General features: G+C 55.0%; 13 protein-coding genes. 11 read left to right on the plus strand and 2 right to left on the minus strand.

The annotated features are described in order from the left end of the window. Both KQI65_05055 and KQI65_05060 read right to left on the minus strand, forming a co-directional pair. Positions 1–1,731, minus strand: coding sequence for a hypothetical protein (locus tag KQI65_05055; GenBank protein MCB2204097.1), 1,731 nt, complete (start codon positions 1,729–1,731; stop codon positions 1–3). Continuing rightward, positions 1,728–4,730 carry a tetratricopeptide repeat protein gene (locus tag KQI65_05060; protein MCB2204098.1) on the minus strand — a complete coding sequence of 1,001 codons (3,003 nt, stop codon included), beginning with the start codon at positions 4,728–4,730 and terminating at the stop codon, positions 1,728–1,730. The genes KQI65_05055 and KQI65_05060 overlap by 4 nt, the downstream gene beginning before the upstream one ends. 423 nt (positions 4,731–5,153) lie before the next feature. Between KQI65_05060 and KQI65_05065 the strand changes: the two genes are divergently transcribed. The 11 genes from KQI65_05065 to KQI65_05115 all read left to right on the plus strand — a co-directional run bounded on the left by KQI65_05065 (position 5,154) and on the right by KQI65_05115 (position 14,935). Next, positions 5,154–6,461, plus strand: a complete 1,308-nt coding sequence (locus KQI65_05065) for a MoxR family ATPase (protein MCB2204099.1) — start codon at positions 5,154–5,156, stop codon at positions 6,459–6,461. 190 nt (positions 6,462–6,651) lie between these two features. Further along, the gene (locus tag KQI65_05070) at positions 6,652–8,163 is read left to right on the plus strand and encodes a VWA domain-containing protein (protein MCB2204100.1); all 1,512 of its coding nucleotides are present in this window, start codon (positions 6,652–6,654) and stop codon (positions 8,161–8,163) included. Between the two features lie 186 nt (positions 8,164–8,349). Continuing rightward, the gene (locus tag KQI65_05075) at positions 8,350–8,613 is read left to right on the plus strand and encodes an AtpZ/AtpI family protein (protein ID MCB2204101.1); all 264 of its coding nucleotides are present in this window, start codon (positions 8,350–8,352) and stop codon (positions 8,611–8,613) included. Between the two features lie 29 nt (positions 8,614–8,642). After that, positions 8,643–9,029 (plus strand): hypothetical protein, encoded by a 387-nt coding sequence (locus KQI65_05080; protein MCB2204102.1) that lies wholly within the window; start codon positions 8,643–8,645, stop codon positions 9,027–9,029. A gap of 28 nt (positions 9,030–9,057) precedes the next feature. Beyond that, positions 9,058–10,074, plus strand: coding sequence for a F0F1 ATP synthase subunit A (gene atpB / locus KQI65_05085; GenBank protein MCB2204103.1), 1,017 nt, complete (start codon positions 9,058–9,060; stop codon positions 10,072–10,074). A 48-nt stretch (positions 10,075–10,122) separates the two neighbouring features. Next, the gene (gene atpE / locus KQI65_05090; GenBank protein ID MCB2204104.1) at positions 10,123–10,344 is read left to right on the plus strand and encodes an ATP synthase F0 subunit C; all 222 of its coding nucleotides are present in this window, start codon (positions 10,123–10,125) and stop codon (positions 10,342–10,344) included. Between the two features lie 41 nt (positions 10,345–10,385). Then, positions 10,386–10,880, plus strand: coding sequence for a F0F1 ATP synthase subunit B (atpF, locus tag KQI65_05095; protein ID MCB2204105.1), 495 nt, complete (start codon positions 10,386–10,388; stop codon positions 10,878–10,880). 54 nt (positions 10,881–10,934) lie between these two features. After that, the gene (atpH, locus tag KQI65_05100) at positions 10,935–11,477 is read left to right on the plus strand and encodes an ATP synthase F1 subunit delta (protein MCB2204106.1); all 543 of its coding nucleotides are present in this window, start codon (positions 10,935–10,937) and stop codon (positions 11,475–11,477) included. A gap of 46 nt (positions 11,478–11,523) precedes the next feature. Further along, positions 11,524–13,089, plus strand: a complete 1,566-nt coding sequence (atpA, locus tag KQI65_05105; protein MCB2204107.1) for a F0F1 ATP synthase subunit alpha — start codon at positions 11,524–11,526, stop codon at positions 13,087–13,089. Then, positions 13,090–13,992, plus strand: a complete 903-nt coding sequence (gene atpG / locus KQI65_05110) for an ATP synthase F1 subunit gamma (protein MCB2204108.1) — start codon at positions 13,090–13,092, stop codon at positions 13,990–13,992. Positions 13,993–14,110: 118 nt separating this feature from the next. Then, the gene (locus KQI65_05115; GenBank protein ID MCB2204109.1) at positions 14,111–14,935 is read left to right on the plus strand and encodes an SDR family oxidoreductase; all 825 of its coding nucleotides are present in this window, start codon (positions 14,111–14,113) and stop codon (positions 14,933–14,935) included. Positions 14,936–14,941 lie beyond the last annotated feature (6 nt).

Raw genomic sequence — 14,941 nt, forward strand, 5'->3', positions numbered from 1 at the left:
TCAGAAGCGCAGCACCGCTCCTCCCATCATGAAGAAGGGGCGCTCACGATAGTCATCCCATTGTTCGTAAGACTGATCAAGCAGATTGTCGACGCGCAGGAACAGGGAGGCATAATCCGTCAGACGGTATTCACATTCGAAGCCGAGGATCAGCCAGGCGGGAATGTCCGCGCCGTCAGAATTCACCTGTCCTCCGGCGAGCTGCGTGCTGGCCTGCAGGGTCAGGTCAAAGGGAAAGCTGTGCTGCAGCATGAGGCGAAGCTCATACGAGGGCATGTACGGGATGCTGCCGTCGACGACATCGTTATGCGTAGAACGGAACAGCGCGCTTCCCTGGATGCGCGTTGCCGTACTGAAGGCGTGAGCAAGATCACCACGCAGATCCAGCATGCTGCTGTTTCCATCATAGTGCAGTGCCCATTGCTGCCGCACGGGATCAGGCAGAAGGGAAAAGCGCGCGATGGACGATGAGGAACTGTAAGATGCGATGATACGTGCGGAACTCCGGTGCCTGTTGTCCCATTCCGCCGCGGCTTCGAAGCGCAGGGGGATATCAGTGTGCCGGATTTCGCTGGCAAGCATCATGTAGGGATTGAGATGCATGAAATCCGCGAAGCTGCGCTCCTGCACTTCGGGTGCATACCCGGCATGCAGCTGCCAGTCGTCCGTCAGCCTGTGGCGGAAAAGTATGGTAGGATACAGCCGGAGCTGTGTTGCCTGCATGCTGCCGCGAAACAGGTAGAGGCGTGCACGGACGTCAAGGCTGTTTTTTACATCGAAACGGTGAATGGTCGCGGCGCCTGCGTGCATGAAAAATGGCCGCGTGCTGCCTTCCGCTGCCTCGGAAAGATCATTGACGTGAATGCCTCCGCTCGTCTCGAGACGATAGCCGGGAACGCGCAGTGTGGCCGTGCCATCGAGTCCGATACGGTTTTCCAGGCTGCTGTAGTCCTCGAGGTCCATGGTATCGCGAACGGCGAGCTGCTCATCGACGCCGGTATGACGGAAGAACAGCGAGAGGGAGTGGTCGAGAATGGTATTCCGGCGTGAGATCAGGTCGGCCTGCCAGTCGAGCTGTGTCAGGCTGCGACGAAAATCCAGTGCGGGGGCATCCTGCTGCAGCTTGTCCGCATACAACCCGTATTCATGAACCCGCGCGTGAAACGCACCCTGGATACGTGAAGAAGCGAGCAGCGGCGTAAGGTTGCGGGGGAGATAGGTACCCGCATCGATATCGAAATTGAAACGGCTGTAATCGGCCCGTGGTACATGTCCATCACTGCGTTCATACAGCACATGCGAAGCGAGGTCGCCAAGCTGATAGCGATCGGCATACCATGCCTGCAGATGGGGGGTCGACCAGGTGCCAATCCCGGCTTTGAGGCGGAACACCTCTTCACTGCCGGTCAGGGCGCGTTTGCGCAGGGGCATGCGTGTCGGCTCGGTACCGAAGAACCGCTGCTCCCGTATCCCGCGTCCCGCGCGTGCCGTAAAGCCGGCATTGTCGGGCCAGGAAAGTGTTGTTTTCCTGTCCTCGGTAAAGCTGATCATATCGCTGCCGGTGATGACATATTCCGGGAGGTCGAGCGCGGGCAGCACATCGGATGCCTGCCTGGTTTCGGGTTCGAAATTACGCACCGGGGGACGCGGTTTGTCCTGTGCCTGCGCAGTTGCAGGGAGCAGGCAGGAAAGAATGGCTGGGAGAAAGAGCAGACGGAGATATTTCATCATTTGAGTATCTCCAGTCTTGTTTTTGCTTCCGCGGCCTCTTCGGACCCCGCGTATTTGGTCAGCACGTCGTTGTAATATTTCATCGCCTCGCTGGTTTGTCCTTCAGCTTCGCTGATGCGTGCGAGCTGCAGCAGTGCGCGCGCATTCCAGAGGGAAGCATTGTCGCGGTAGACATAGCCGACTCGCAGCAGGGCTTCGCGGGCTTCACCGTAGCGTTTTGCATGCGCCAGCAGCTGGCCGCTGCGGTACTGTGCTTCGGCACCCACGGCATCGACACGCGTACTCGAGATCTGGCGCAATTCCTTGAGTGCCGTCTCCAGGTCACCTTCCTCGGCGGTGAGCACCGCGAGTTCTATCGTGGCGAGGGCAGCGTAGCGGTCTTCAGGCTGCGCCTTGCGGGCGGCCTCAAAATCCTTCCGTGCTGCAGCGAATTGCTTGTCCGATTTGTACACGAGCCCGCGTCGGTAATAGACTTCTGCCCGATGTCCCCGGGCAGCGGGGTCGTTGAGCAGTTCCTCGCAGATGACACGGGCCTTGTTGCGGTCCTGTTGCGCCATGGCGGTTTCGGCAAGCGCGAACTTGGCGCGGACGGCAAGCGGACTCTTTGGATTGAGACTGATTGCTTCGCGCAGTGTTTTTTCTGCGTCATCGAGATCGTCGTTCTCCCTGAACGCTTCACCAAGAAGCAGGTGTGCTTCCTGGAGCAGGGGGGAGGAAGGATGAGATTTGATGAAGCCCTGGAGAGCGGGGATACTGCGTTCAGGTTCCCCCTGTGCTGCCAGGTCGCGCAGATTTGCGAATGCGACTTCGTCGGCGGCACCGCTGCGGGGATTGGACTGCAGCCATTGCTCCTTCACCGAAGCAGCCTCGGCTTCCCGACCCTGCATGCGCAGCGCCTGGGCGAGTCCATCAAGCGCATCGCTCACCTTCGGAGAATCCGGATGCCTGGTGAGCACGCTGCGGTAGCTTTCCTCCGCTGCCTCGTATTCGCCTTTATTGTAGTAGCAATCGGCTATGCTGTAGCGTGCCTGGGGAAGCAGCGGACTCTGTGGCCAGTCACGGATCAGCTTCTCAAACTCCATGATGGCAACATCATAGTCCTTGCTCTGGAAATACATCCACGCGAGTGAGAACTGTGCCTTGTCACCGTATTCCGATTCCGGGTAACGCGCCAGCAGTCCTTTCAGCGTCGAAATCGCGGCGGGCGTATTCCCGAGCCGATGCTCACACGAAGCGAGCTGCAGAAGGGCATAGGCGGAAAGGGGATTCGCGGAATACATCCGCGAGGTGTAGCGGTAGGTTTTCGCCGCGTCGGAGAAATGCTTCTGGGCGTACTGCGCGTCGCCGAGACGGACATTGGCGTCGACGTCATGCGTACCCGCACGGAATTCCGTGGTCAGGCGGTGAAATGCCTTTTCCGCATCAGCAAACTGCTGTGCACGGAAATGTGCCCATCCGAGTCCGTACAACGCGTCCTGCGTCACGTCAGGATTCTGCGTTTCAGCGAGCGCCTGGTTGTACACGATGACGGCGTCGTCGAATTCATCGGTCTTGAAGTAGCTTTCCCCCAGCCAGAGCAGCGCTTCCGTCTTCCGTCCATCAGCCGGGTATTTCTGCAGAAAGTTTTTGAGGACGACAATGGCGTCCGGGTATTTCTTCGCCTGATACAGCGCGAAGCCCTGGCGGAACAGTGCCTTGGAGAGAATCTCCTGCGAGGCGTCTTTCACCGCCGCGGCCGCCGCGTACGCTGGTGCGGCAGCGGCCGGATCGTGCAGCGCAAGCCAGCATTCGCCTTTCATGAACCAGGCGTCGGCGATGACGTCGCTCTCCGGGAAATTTTCGGTCACCGAGTTGAAATGCTGAAGCGCGGTCTGCAGGGCTTTTTCATTGAAGGCCGCCATACCGAGTTCGAAATGCGCGTTGTCGGCGTAACTGCCCGAGGGCTTTGTGGCGATCATTTCGCGGAACACGCTGCGCGCGGCTTCCAGGTTGCCGTTGAGGCGCAGCGCCATACCCTTGCGGAACATGGCCGCCTCGGCGATCTCCCCGTTGCGCTGTGCGAGTTCGTCGAACGTCGCGATGGCTTCGGAGTATTTCTTCTGTTCAATCTGCGTCCAACCCAGCGAATACTGCACCTGCTGTGCACGTTTGTGATCGGGATACCCTGTGAGGAAGTCCCTGTACAGTGCTTCCGCTTCCGCATACTGTCCGAGTTTGTACCGGGCTTCGCCGCGGAGATACAGGCGCTCAGCAGCATTTTCCGGATCTGGACTGTCGGTCAGGGATGTGAGCCAGGAAATGGTTTCTTCATACTTGCCGAGCTGATAGAGGCAGGCTCCCTTGCGGGTGTACACGCTCGAGAGGAGGGCGCTGGAAGGAAAAACCTTCAGGAAATCTTCGTAATTGTCGAGTGCCTGCTGGTATTCACCCTGCTTCTCGAGTACGAAGCCGATGGAAAAATATGCGTAATCGCGTATGCTGCCTTCGGGGTAGTGTTCGTAGGCGATGCGGTAATAGCGCAGGGCCATCGGATAATTGCCATCCTTGAAGGCCGCTTCACCGGCCCAGTAAGCCGATTCGTGCGCCAGGTTACCCTCGGGCCAGCGCTTGACCACCGATGCGAAGGTCTCGTGTGCCTTGCTGAACTGACCCTGGCGGTAATACACCTCACCTTCACGGAAACCCGCATCATCTGCCAGCTTGCTGTCGGGATACCGTTCCCGGAACTGTGCAAACGCAATGGCAGCATCAGGCAGATTCGCATTCTGATACAGCGATTCAGCACAGTAATATGTGGCATCCGGACGTAACGCGCTTTCCGGATAATCATCCAGAAACTGTCGGAATTTTTCGAGGGAAAGCTGGTAGTTTTTGTCCTTGAACAGTCCCAGGGCGAAGGCGTAATCCTGCTCCTCCTGGAGCGATTTTACCTGCGCAGGTGCGGAAAAAGCCAGAACCAATACCAGGAGAAGTGAGAAGAGGACGGTTGGTCGCACCATGTGTAGCTCTTCTGTGGGTAAAATCGAACGACTTAAAGTGATACTATAGATAGTTCACTTAACTGTGACAAATTACGTTTTACGGGTCTGAGTGTCAAGGAAGCGGAACACGGACGAAACGATAGGGCGAATCAAGGGGAACACGGTCAAAACGGATAGGGCGAATCAAGGGGAACACGGATTTTCACGGATTAATACGGATTTTCACGGAGATACTGGTTGGTGGGGGAGTTTGTTTCCAATTGGGAAGGGTAGTTTGGAATGGGGTGTTTGCCGAGAACTCCACCGCAACGCGGGGGAAACAACATCGCGCGAAGTCGCGCGAAGCGGGACGGAGCGGGATGACACCGCGGTTGCGTTCTTTGAGATAAGCGTATAAACCTGTAATTTCTTACCCCTTTCCAATCATGATACAAGTTTACCATGAACGCAACCGCTACAACATTTTCTCCGGAGCAGGCGCTGGAAATGATACTGGAGGCCATTGAGCTGGTCAACAGGCGCATCATCAACCGCAGGGAGGTGATTGATCAGATTTTCTCGGCCATGCTCATGCGGGAACATGCGCTCATTCAGAGTCGCACGGGGGCGGCGAAATCGCTGCTCGCGCAACAGATTTTCAGCATGTTCGATGGTGCCAACGTGTTCATGGTGCAGGCATCGAAGGAGCAGCAGCCGGATACGTATTTTGGCGGACTCGATATAGAGGAGCTGAAAAAGGGTCGCATCATGCACAATACCACCGATTCGCTGGTCGAGAGCGAGTTCGGCTTCATAGACGAGATTTTCGATGCGAACGACTATACGCTTCGCGCGCTGCTGACCACGCTCAATGAGCGGGCGCTCATCCTCGGTGTGCAGCAGGTCCCTGCCCGCGTCCACAGCGTCATCGCCGCCACGAACTATCTGCGCGTCAGTGAGATCACCGAAGCACTGCTTGATCGTTTCATTTTCAAGGCGTTGTTCATTCCGGCGAAGGAGCCGTACACGCAGTATCAGATCGCCCAGCGCTACCTGACGCACAAGGGAAAACCATCCACTCCCGAACAGCGTATTCCCTACGCAGTGCTCAACCGGACGGCAGACGTGATCAAGGGACTGGATGCCGAGTTCAGCATTCGTATTCCGCTCGAGGTCATTTTCTTTGCGAATTCCGTCGTCCGTTACTACGAAATGCAGAAAAACCGTCTGATCAAGGAGAATCCACAGCAGTATCCGCATGTGAAGGACTACTATATCTCTCCTCGTACGTATTCCCGGGCGATGGACATGCTGCGCGTTATCGCCTTCCTTCATGGACGCATGGAAGTGATCCCGGAGGACGTTGAGAAGCTCTGGTATCTTTACACTGTCGTGGGCATTCACGAGGAACGCGACCTCTTCAACAAATGCTATACCAGTCTGTTCAAGCAACTTTCATCATCCCGCGCCTTCGAACAGATACGGCACATGCTCGAATTCCAGGAATTCATCGAATATCTGAAGACGCATCCCGAACTGCTGAAACGTCCCATCACGGAGATCGAAGGACAGCCGCTGCGCCGCACACTCACCGAGTGGGCGAAAGAAGCCCTGGGTATCACGAATGCCTCGGTCGAACACAACCGCAGGCTCCTCGAAGGCTATTTCAAGACCTTCGAACCTCTCAATGAAGAGATTGCCGACTTCCTCCGTATCCAGCAGCGCGACATCCACGAGCTGTTCCACCCAGGCGTGCATATCTATAGCTAACGCCGGTTGGCAGAGTTACCTGCCTGTACACCGTGATGCGAATAGAAAAATGGAACCATCGAAAAATGGAAACATGCCCTGGATGTCATAGTTCAATTTTTCCATTTTTCAATCCTTCCATGCTTCACAAATCCCGGGATGCCTGCACAACCCCTATGTGTAATCTGTAATCTGAAATCTGACATCTGCCATGCCGGCGTACGAGCACTTTTTCGACGTAATGGAGGATCTGGGATTCTTCGAGCATATCTATGAGGATTTGCCCGAGGATTTCTCGGCGGTGTTTGAGATTGCGCGGGTACTGGAGGATGAAAAACATGAATTGACGCAGCGCCTGATGCCGGTGCTGGAATTGCAGAGCAGTGGGGGAAGACGCAATCCGGAGGAGAAGGGGAGGGATCCACAGGTGTATGTTGACGACAGGGCGGAGTACGAGGCGGGCCTTATCCGTTCTCCCCAGCATTTGCCGCGTATCTACAATTATCAATGGCTGCTGCCGGATGACGTGTTTTTCCAGCGTCTCGCGAAGAAAGAGCTGTGGGTGCCGTACGCGCAGGAGCCGACGTATTACGCGGTGGACCCGGAATCGGATGAGTATCGTCCCGACAGTCGCAAGCAGAAACTCTACGTCCTTCTCGATACCTCCAGCTCCATGGCGATGAAAAACCGCATCAATCTCGCCAAGGCCATCGTGTACCATTTCCTCAAGCAGAATCTGCGTGAACTGGGTTACATCAACCTCCGCACCTTCGACACGAAAATCGGAGAACTGCATGAAGCGAAAGACACGGCCAGCTTCCAGGCCCTCCTCACCTATGTCATGCGTCTGCACACGCTGGGCAATGGCACGGCGATGGCGCGCGCGATACGGCAGGCGGTAGAGGATATCAATGCACTGCCGCAGCTTGCAGGGACTGAAATTCTCATCATTACTGACGGCGCCTGCGCGCTCAATGAAGATGAAATCCGTGCGATGCTGGGTGAGAGGATTGTTATCAACACCATCAAAATCGGTCGTGCACAGCTCATCGCTTCCAAGAGCTATATTCACGACCAGATTTTTGAGGAGGACACCGGACAGCATCGCGTGATTGCGCGCCTGCAGAAACGCGAACGGGAACTCAAGCATCAGTACGACTACGCTGAGAGTCCACACATCAAACGCCGGTATGAAGAATCCCTCCGCGCCATCCGGCAGGAAATCGAACGCCAGGTCAATGCCATGACCGAGGAAATTGTCGTCGGTTACGGTCACGAACTCGAACGGCTCTCGTCGCTGTATCTCCAGATAGAAGACATCGACCTGCCCGGCATGTTCGATTTCAGGGAGGAGCAATACGACGAGATACATCGGCTTTTCGAGCAGATCGCCCGCGAACTCGACCTGCGCTGTTCGCTTGACCAGCTTCGTAAACTGGCCCTGATCATCGACCATCTCAGCGTCCTCATCAAAAACACCGAGGATGTGCAGCTGCGCACCAGGCTCGAGGTGCTGCAGAAGGAGGTCACCCAGCGGCTGACATCCTGTATCGAAACCGAAATGGAGCAAAGCGGGGGAGGACTGTTCCGCTCTCTCGGCAATGCCGATCGGCATGATCTGCAGTTCCTGCTTTCGTCCGCATCCACCCTCCACGTCAACCTGTGGCGTGCCTTTATCTGGAAGCTTCTCAGCGGTTTCCGCCGCATCACGGGACGCGACTGATAACCCGCGAAAAATTTCTCAAAAAAATCAGAAAATATTTCACTATTCGGGAATTCCGGACAACCCGAAGGTGTTATGTCTCTATCCGTGGAATGAGTCCCCACGGCAACGCTTTTCAGGCGTTTGTTTTCCGTCATAAAATCAGTAACTTTAAAGATATGTTTTTTTGAGGATTTCACTGTTTCGTTGAAGCCCGAAAAACAACACAAAACCAACGCCGAGATCATCGGTGAAGCCATGCGGGAACTGCTCCCGTACACCAACCTCGGCTGGCAGCTGCTCGCCACAATTCTATTCTTTTTTGGCGCCGGCTATGGACTCGATTCGCTTCTTGGAAGTGGAGAAATACTGACCATCGTCTTTTCTGTTATCGGCATTGTCTACGGATTGTGGTCAGTAATCAGAAACGCAAACGAATTACAAAACAAGAAACAATCCAGAGAAAAATGATTACGCGATTCAAACGGCAACTTCGCAACATGAGGATCGAATTCACGCTCCTCGGACTGCTTTCGGTGCTTTTTGTGAGCTTCACTTATTTGACGAATGAAAACTACACGTTCGGGCCCGACCTGATCGCCGGTTGTATTTTAAGTGTGACTAATGCATTTTTGGGGTATGTATTCATTGAGAAGGCTTTTCGTCTGAACAATAACCTGTTCATGATGTTTTCGCTGGCCGCGATAACCGTTCGCTTCTTCCTTATGATAGCTGCAGTCGCCGTGTTCCTGATCACTACAACAACGAATGTCCTTGAATTCGTTGGATCGTTCATGGGCTTCTATTTCACTTTCCTCATCATGGAAGTGCTGCATATCAACAAGCGGACCGATCAACTCAAGCCAAGAAGAGCTTTCGCCCGATAATTCAACGGAATCCGGACAGTCCATCATCATGAAGATAATCCGCAGTTTTCAGGGAATAATACTCATCGCAGCGCTTCTGCTGTTTGCCGGTGTCCTGCGTGCAGAGGGTGGTCATGACAAGGCCATGACTGACAGCGACCACGGCAGTGCAGTCGATCACGGACAGCAGCACGAGTCGGAGGATGCCTCCGCGCATGGCAACGGCCACGGTGAGGGACATGGAACGGATAATCTGACACCAAACGAAGAGATGATGCGTATTCTCGAGCACAAAGTCGAGAACACCCCTTACATTCACGAATATCCCTTTCCCACCATCGATCTCCCGCAAGGGTGGGTTATCAACATCGCCGGGTTCTCACTGGATATGTCCCCGAGTCGTCATGTGGTTTACATGTGGCTTTCGATGCTGATCACCATTCTTCTGACCTGGCTTGCGGCGCGGCAGACGCGCACGGGCATGGTGCCCCGCGGCTACGGCAATGCCATTGAATCCGTGGTGGTGTTTGTGAGGGACGAAGTGGCCATGCCGTTTCTCGGCAAGCATAGCGCACGATACCTGCCGCTGCTGCTTTCCTTCTTCTTCTTCATTACGGTGATGAATCTCGTCAGCCTCATGCCCTTCGGTGCGGCGTCAACGGGGAATATCAACATCACCGGCGGACTGGCGCTGATCACATTCGCGTTCATGATTTTTGGCGGGATGAAAGCCAACGGCATCATCGGGTTCTGGAAAGGACTCGTGCCGCATGGCATTCCTTTCATCATCGGCATCCTGATGTTCGTCATTGAGATACTCGGACTGGTGATCAAACCTTTCGCGCTGGCCATTCGTCTCTTTGCAAACATGCTTTCCGGCGCACTGGTCATCGGCGCATTTTACGCGCTGATTTTCGGTATGGATACCGTGTTCGTCGCTCCGATGTCCATCGCCTTTCTCCTGTTCATGTCCATCCTGAAGATATTCATCAGTTTTCTTCAGGCTTATATTTTTGCGATGCTTTCGTCATTCTTCATCGGGATGTCGGTGCATCAGGAACATTGATAACGCAAACATTTTCTCTATAACTACTATTCAACTGGAGGATTTTCAATGGAACTCGCATGGTTAGCCGCCGGACTTGGTGCAGCAATCGTCGTCGTCGGTGCCGGACTCGGCATCGGTAAACTGGCCGCCGCCGCTCTCGAAGCCATCGGTCGTCAGCCGGAAGCAGCTGGTGATCTCCGTGGAGCGATGATCATCATGGCCGCACTCATTGAAGGTATCGCACTGTTCGCCGTTGTGGTCTGTCTGCTCCTGGCGCTGAAAGCCTAACACCGTCTTTACAACGAAGCGCAGGAACCTTGAGGTAGCGTATGGATAAACTACTTGCCCTTGAACCCGGGATGCTCATCTGGACGTTCATCACGTTCGCCCTGCTTCTCTGGATTCTGAAAAAAGTTGCCTGGAAACCGATGCTGTCCGCATTGGAGAACAGGGAAAACAAGATTCGCGACGATCTGCAGAAAGCAGAACAGGCACGCGATGATGCCGAACGTATGCTCAACGAGCACAAGGCCCTCCTCCAGAATTCTGAAGCCGAGGCCAGGTCCATCATCGATGAAGCCAAGCAGACGGCCGAGCAGATGAAACAGGGCATCGTTGATTCCGCAAATGAGCAGGCGCGTCAAATGACTGCGCAGGCCAAAGCCGAAATCCAGCGCGAGAAAGACACCGCCCTTACCCAGCTGCGCGAGGAGGTCGCCGATCTCGCCATCCGCGCAGCCGGTAAAATCCTGGGTGAAGAACTCGACGAGAACCGCCATCGCAAGATGGTGGATGATTTCATCGGCAATCTGCCGAAAAACTGAGATAGCCTCTCATTTCGCAGACGGCCGTAGTATAAACGCTGGAATACACCCCCTATGAGTCACAGCAAAGTCTCACATCGCTACGCAGAAGCAATTCTCAATGCCATCCCACAAGGGATGGATATCGAGAGCGTTCTCGGCGACCTTCGCGACGTGCAGGCCTCAATCGCCGCATCGCACGAACTGCAGCTCTTTTTCGAATCCCCTGTGATTGCATCGAAAAAGAAAGCAGAAGCCGTACGCGCGCTCTTTGAAAACCACGTCAGCGGTTATGTTCTCTCCGTTCTCCTGCTGCTTGTGGAGAAGGGGAGGGAAGATATTGTGCTCCCCATTATCGAGGCCGTGCACGATCAGCGCCGGCAGCGTGAAGGGATTATCCGCACGGAAGTGCGGTCAGCAGTTGCCCTCGGTGATGATCAGCGTGCACAACTGGTCGAAGCACTGGCAGGAGCGTCTGGAAAGCACATCGAGGCTGTGTACGAGCAGGATGAGGCCCTGATGGGCGGACTGCAGGTGCGCCTCGGTGATACCGTGTATGACGGCAGTGTGCAACATCAGCTTGAACGTCTGCGGAAGCGCTTTATCAGCGGCAGATAATACCAACGATTCGAATACAAACAGTCAGCATAAGGCAAGAACAGACATGGCAGAAGTAAGACCCGACGAAGTATCGGCGATACTCAGGAAACAGCTCAGCGGCTTCGACAGCGATATTGATGTCTACGAGGTTGGCACCGTCCTGCAGGTGGGTGATAATGTCGCCCGCATTTATGGATTGAAAAATTGCCTTGCAGGCGAGCTGATCGAGTTCCCCAACGAGATTTTAGGCATGGCCCTGAATCTCGAAGAGGACAATGTCGGCTGCGTACTCTTCGGTGAAGACATCGGTGTGAAAGAGGGCGACACGGTCAAGCGTACCGGGAAGGTTGCCTCCATGCCCGTCGGAGAGGAAATGCTCGGCCGCGTGATTGATCCTCTCGGACGTCCCATCGATGGCCGGGGTATCATAACAACTGCGCAGACCATGCCCATTGAACGCAAAGCGCTCGGTGTGCTTCAGCGTCAGCCGGTGAAGGAACCGCTGCAGACCGGCCTCAAAGCTGTCGATTCCATGATTCCGATCGGACGCGGACAGCGTGAGCTGATCATTGGTGATCGTCAGACGGGAAAAACTGCCGTGGCCCTCGATGCCATCATTAATCAGAAACACACGCATACCGAGGAAGCGAAGAAGCAGGGTGTCAATCCCGTGTTCTGCATATACGTCGCGATCGGACAGAAAGCGTCGACCGTCGCACAGGTATACGCCAAGCTCGATGAAATGGGCGCCATGCCCTACACCACGATCATCACAGCGGAAGCCAATTCGCCCGCACCCCTCCAGTATATTGCACCGTATTCCGGTGCGACACTGGGCGAATTCTTCCGTGACAGTGGCCGCCATGCCCTGGTTGTCTATGATGATCTCTCGAAGCAGGCTGTCGCTTACCGCCAGCTTTCGCTGCTGCTGCGTCGTCCCCCCGGACGCGAAGCATATCCCGGTGATGTCTTCTACCTGCATTCGCGGTTGCTGGAACGTGCGTCCAAGCTTTCCGATGACCTCGGCGGTGGTTCGCTGACTGCGCTGCCCATCATCGAAACACAGGCAGGCGACGTTTCCGCATACATCCCGACGAACGTGATCTCGATTACGGACGGACAGATTTATCTCGAGTCCAATCTCTTCAACGCCGGACAGCGTCCCGCGGTCAATGTCGGTATCTCCGTGTCCCGCGTCGGCGGCAGCGCGCAGATCAAGGCCATGAAATCCATCGCCGGACCGCTGCGCCTCGATCTTGCCCAGTACCGCGAGCTCGAAGCTTTCGCGAAATTCGGGTCGGATCTTGACAAATCCACCCAGCAGCAGCTCCGCCGCGGTTCGCATATGCTCGAACTGCTCAAGCAGGGACAGTATATGCCCATGCCCATCGAGGAGCAGGTCGCCAGTATTTTCGCCGGCGTCAAGGGCTTCACGGATGAAATTCCTCTCCCCGAAATGGGACGTTTCGAAAACGAGTATCTCGAATTCATGCGCACCCGTCATGCTGACGTACTCAGCGCCATAGCGCATGAAAAGAAAATCTCCGATGAACTCGACGCCAAACTTCGCGAGATCCTCAAGGATTTTGTCACTTCCTTCAAACTCTCACTGAAAACCGAAGAAGCGTAAATGGCCAATCTGCGCGAAATACGCAGCCGCATTAACGGCAACCGCAACATCAGCAAGATTACCCAGGCGATGAAAATGGTCGCCGCGGCAAAACTGCGCCGCGCCCAGGATGCCATCGTTGCCGCGCGTCCCTATGCATTCAGCATACGTGACCTGATCACGCATCTACTGGCGCGCATGGATCGATCAACCATGCCGGTCATGATGCAGCGTGATGAAGTGGAGAATGTGCTCATCGTCGTGCTCACGGCTGATCGCGGACTCTGCGGCGCTTTTAATACCAATATCATCCGTCATGCCACCCAGAGGATTCACAAGACCTGGGGTGAGCAAAACAAAGCCGGGAATGTGAAGCTGCTTTGCATCGGTCGCCGCGGTTACGCGCATTTCAGCAAGCGCGGATATGATGTCGTTGAACATCATGTCGGACTCGTGAATTCCGCCACGCATATGGACGCATCCAATATCATGCAGTCCATTCTCGATCGCTTCCTCGACGGGGAATTCGATCATGTCGAGGTGGTGTACAATGAATTCAAATCCGTCATCTCCCAGAAGGTGCGTGATGAACAGCTTCTTCCGCTCCCGGAGGAGGAAGAGGAGCACAGCGGCGCTGAGCATCACTACCATCAGTTTGTCGACTACATCTATGAGCCGTCCGAAGTCGAACTCATGGAGCAGCTCATTCCGAAGCATCTCAATTTCCAGCTCTTTCGCATGCTGCTCGAGTCCAACGCTGCCGAACAGGGCGCACGCATGACGGCCATGGATACGGCGACGACCAATGCCAAGGATCTCATTCATGATCTGCAGCTCGAGTACAACAGTGCCCGGCAGGCATCGATCACCACCGAAATCCTCGAAATCGTCAGCGGCGCAAACGCCCTCAAAGACAACGAATAGTCCGACGATACTATCGTCTGCATAAACCGCGGTTGAGCCATCTCCCGCGGTTTTTGTATTATGGCAACTGCAGGTTGAAAACGTTCTACCAATGTTGATGGAAGAAAGGGAACGCGATATGTCACACAGCTATATCATGGACCGCACCGTACTGGTAACCGGAAGTACGGACGGTATCGGACTGCAGACGGCACTGGAACTGGCGCAGCGTGGAGCGAAAGTCGTGCTGCATGGAAGGACTGAAGAGCGGCTGAATGCGGCCATGATACATCTGCGAAGGGAGGGAGCCGATGTTGCAGGCGCGGTGACCGGAGACTTTGCAAGTTTTACTTCCGTCAGGCGCATGGCCGATGAGGTGCGCAACAGCTTTCCCGAGCTGTCGGTGCTGGTGAATAATGCCGGATTATACATGAATGAGCATGTGATGACCGAGGATGGGTATGAAATGACATGGCAGGTGAATCATCTGTCGGTTATGCTGCTGACCGAGCAACTGTTGCTGGTGCTGAAGGAGAATACACCTGCGCGCATCGTCAACGTCGCATCCATCGCACATACCAGGGGAAGCATCGATTTCACGAATCTCAACGGAGAGAGGGAATTTGCTTCATATGCGGCCTATGCGCAGTCGAAACTTGCGAATGTGCTTTTTACCTATGAACTCGCTGCCAAACTGCACGGCAGCGGCATTTATGCGAATTGCCTGCACCCGGGCGTTATCGGCACAAAGCTGCTGCGTGAGGGATTCGGAATCGATGGCGCTTCACTCGAGGAAGGTGCCGCAACGTCGGTGTACCTCGCGTCGGAGGACGATGTGGCGGATGTTTCCGGAAAGTACTTCGTACGGAAACAGCAAACCCCTTCGTCTGAAACGAGTTACGACCTTGAGCTCATGCGGAAACTCTGGGAAGTGTCAGAGGGTCAGATTTACGGGGAAGGGTGACGGGTG

The sequence above is a fragment of the bacterium genome, assembly GCA_020444325.1.
Taxonomy (GTDB): Bacteria; Bacteroidota; Ignavibacteria; order SZUA-365; family SZUA-365; genus BM516.

Coding starts and splice junctions, on each gene's coding strand:
- atpB (MCB2204103.1), top strand. CDS start 9,058: ATGAAGATAATCCGCAGTTTTCAGGGAATAATACTCATCGCAGCGCTT.
- KQI65_05055 (MCB2204097.1), bottom strand. CDS start 1,731: ATGATGAAATATCTCCGTCTGCTCTTTCTCCCAGCCATTCTTTCCTGC.
- KQI65_05080 (MCB2204102.1), top strand. CDS start 8,643: ATGAGGATCGAATTCACGCTCCTCGGACTGCTTTCGGTGCTTTTTGTG.
- atpA (MCB2204107.1), top strand. CDS start 11,524: ATGGCAGAAGTAAGACCCGACGAAGTATCGGCGATACTCAGGAAACAG.
- KQI65_05115 (MCB2204109.1), top strand. CDS start 14,111: ATGTCACACAGCTATATCATGGACCGCACCGTACTGGTAACCGGAAGT.
- KQI65_05060 (MCB2204098.1), bottom strand. CDS start 4,730: ATGGTGCGACCAACCGTCCTCTTCTCACTTCTCCTGGTATTGGTTCTG.
- atpF (MCB2204105.1), top strand. CDS start 10,386: ATGGATAAACTACTTGCCCTTGAACCCGGGATGCTCATCTGGACGTTC.
- atpG (MCB2204108.1), top strand. CDS start 13,090: ATGGCCAATCTGCGCGAAATACGCAGCCGCATTAACGGCAACCGCAAC.
- KQI65_05065 (MCB2204099.1), top strand. CDS start 5,154: ATGAACGCAACCGCTACAACATTTTCTCCGGAGCAGGCGCTGGAAATG.
- atpH (MCB2204106.1), top strand. CDS start 10,935: ATGAGTCACAGCAAAGTCTCACATCGCTACGCAGAAGCAATTCTCAAT.
- atpE (MCB2204104.1), top strand. CDS start 10,123: ATGGAACTCGCATGGTTAGCCGCCGGACTTGGTGCAGCAATCGTCGTC.
- KQI65_05070 (MCB2204100.1), top strand. CDS start 6,652: ATGCCGGCGTACGAGCACTTTTTCGACGTAATGGAGGATCTGGGATTC.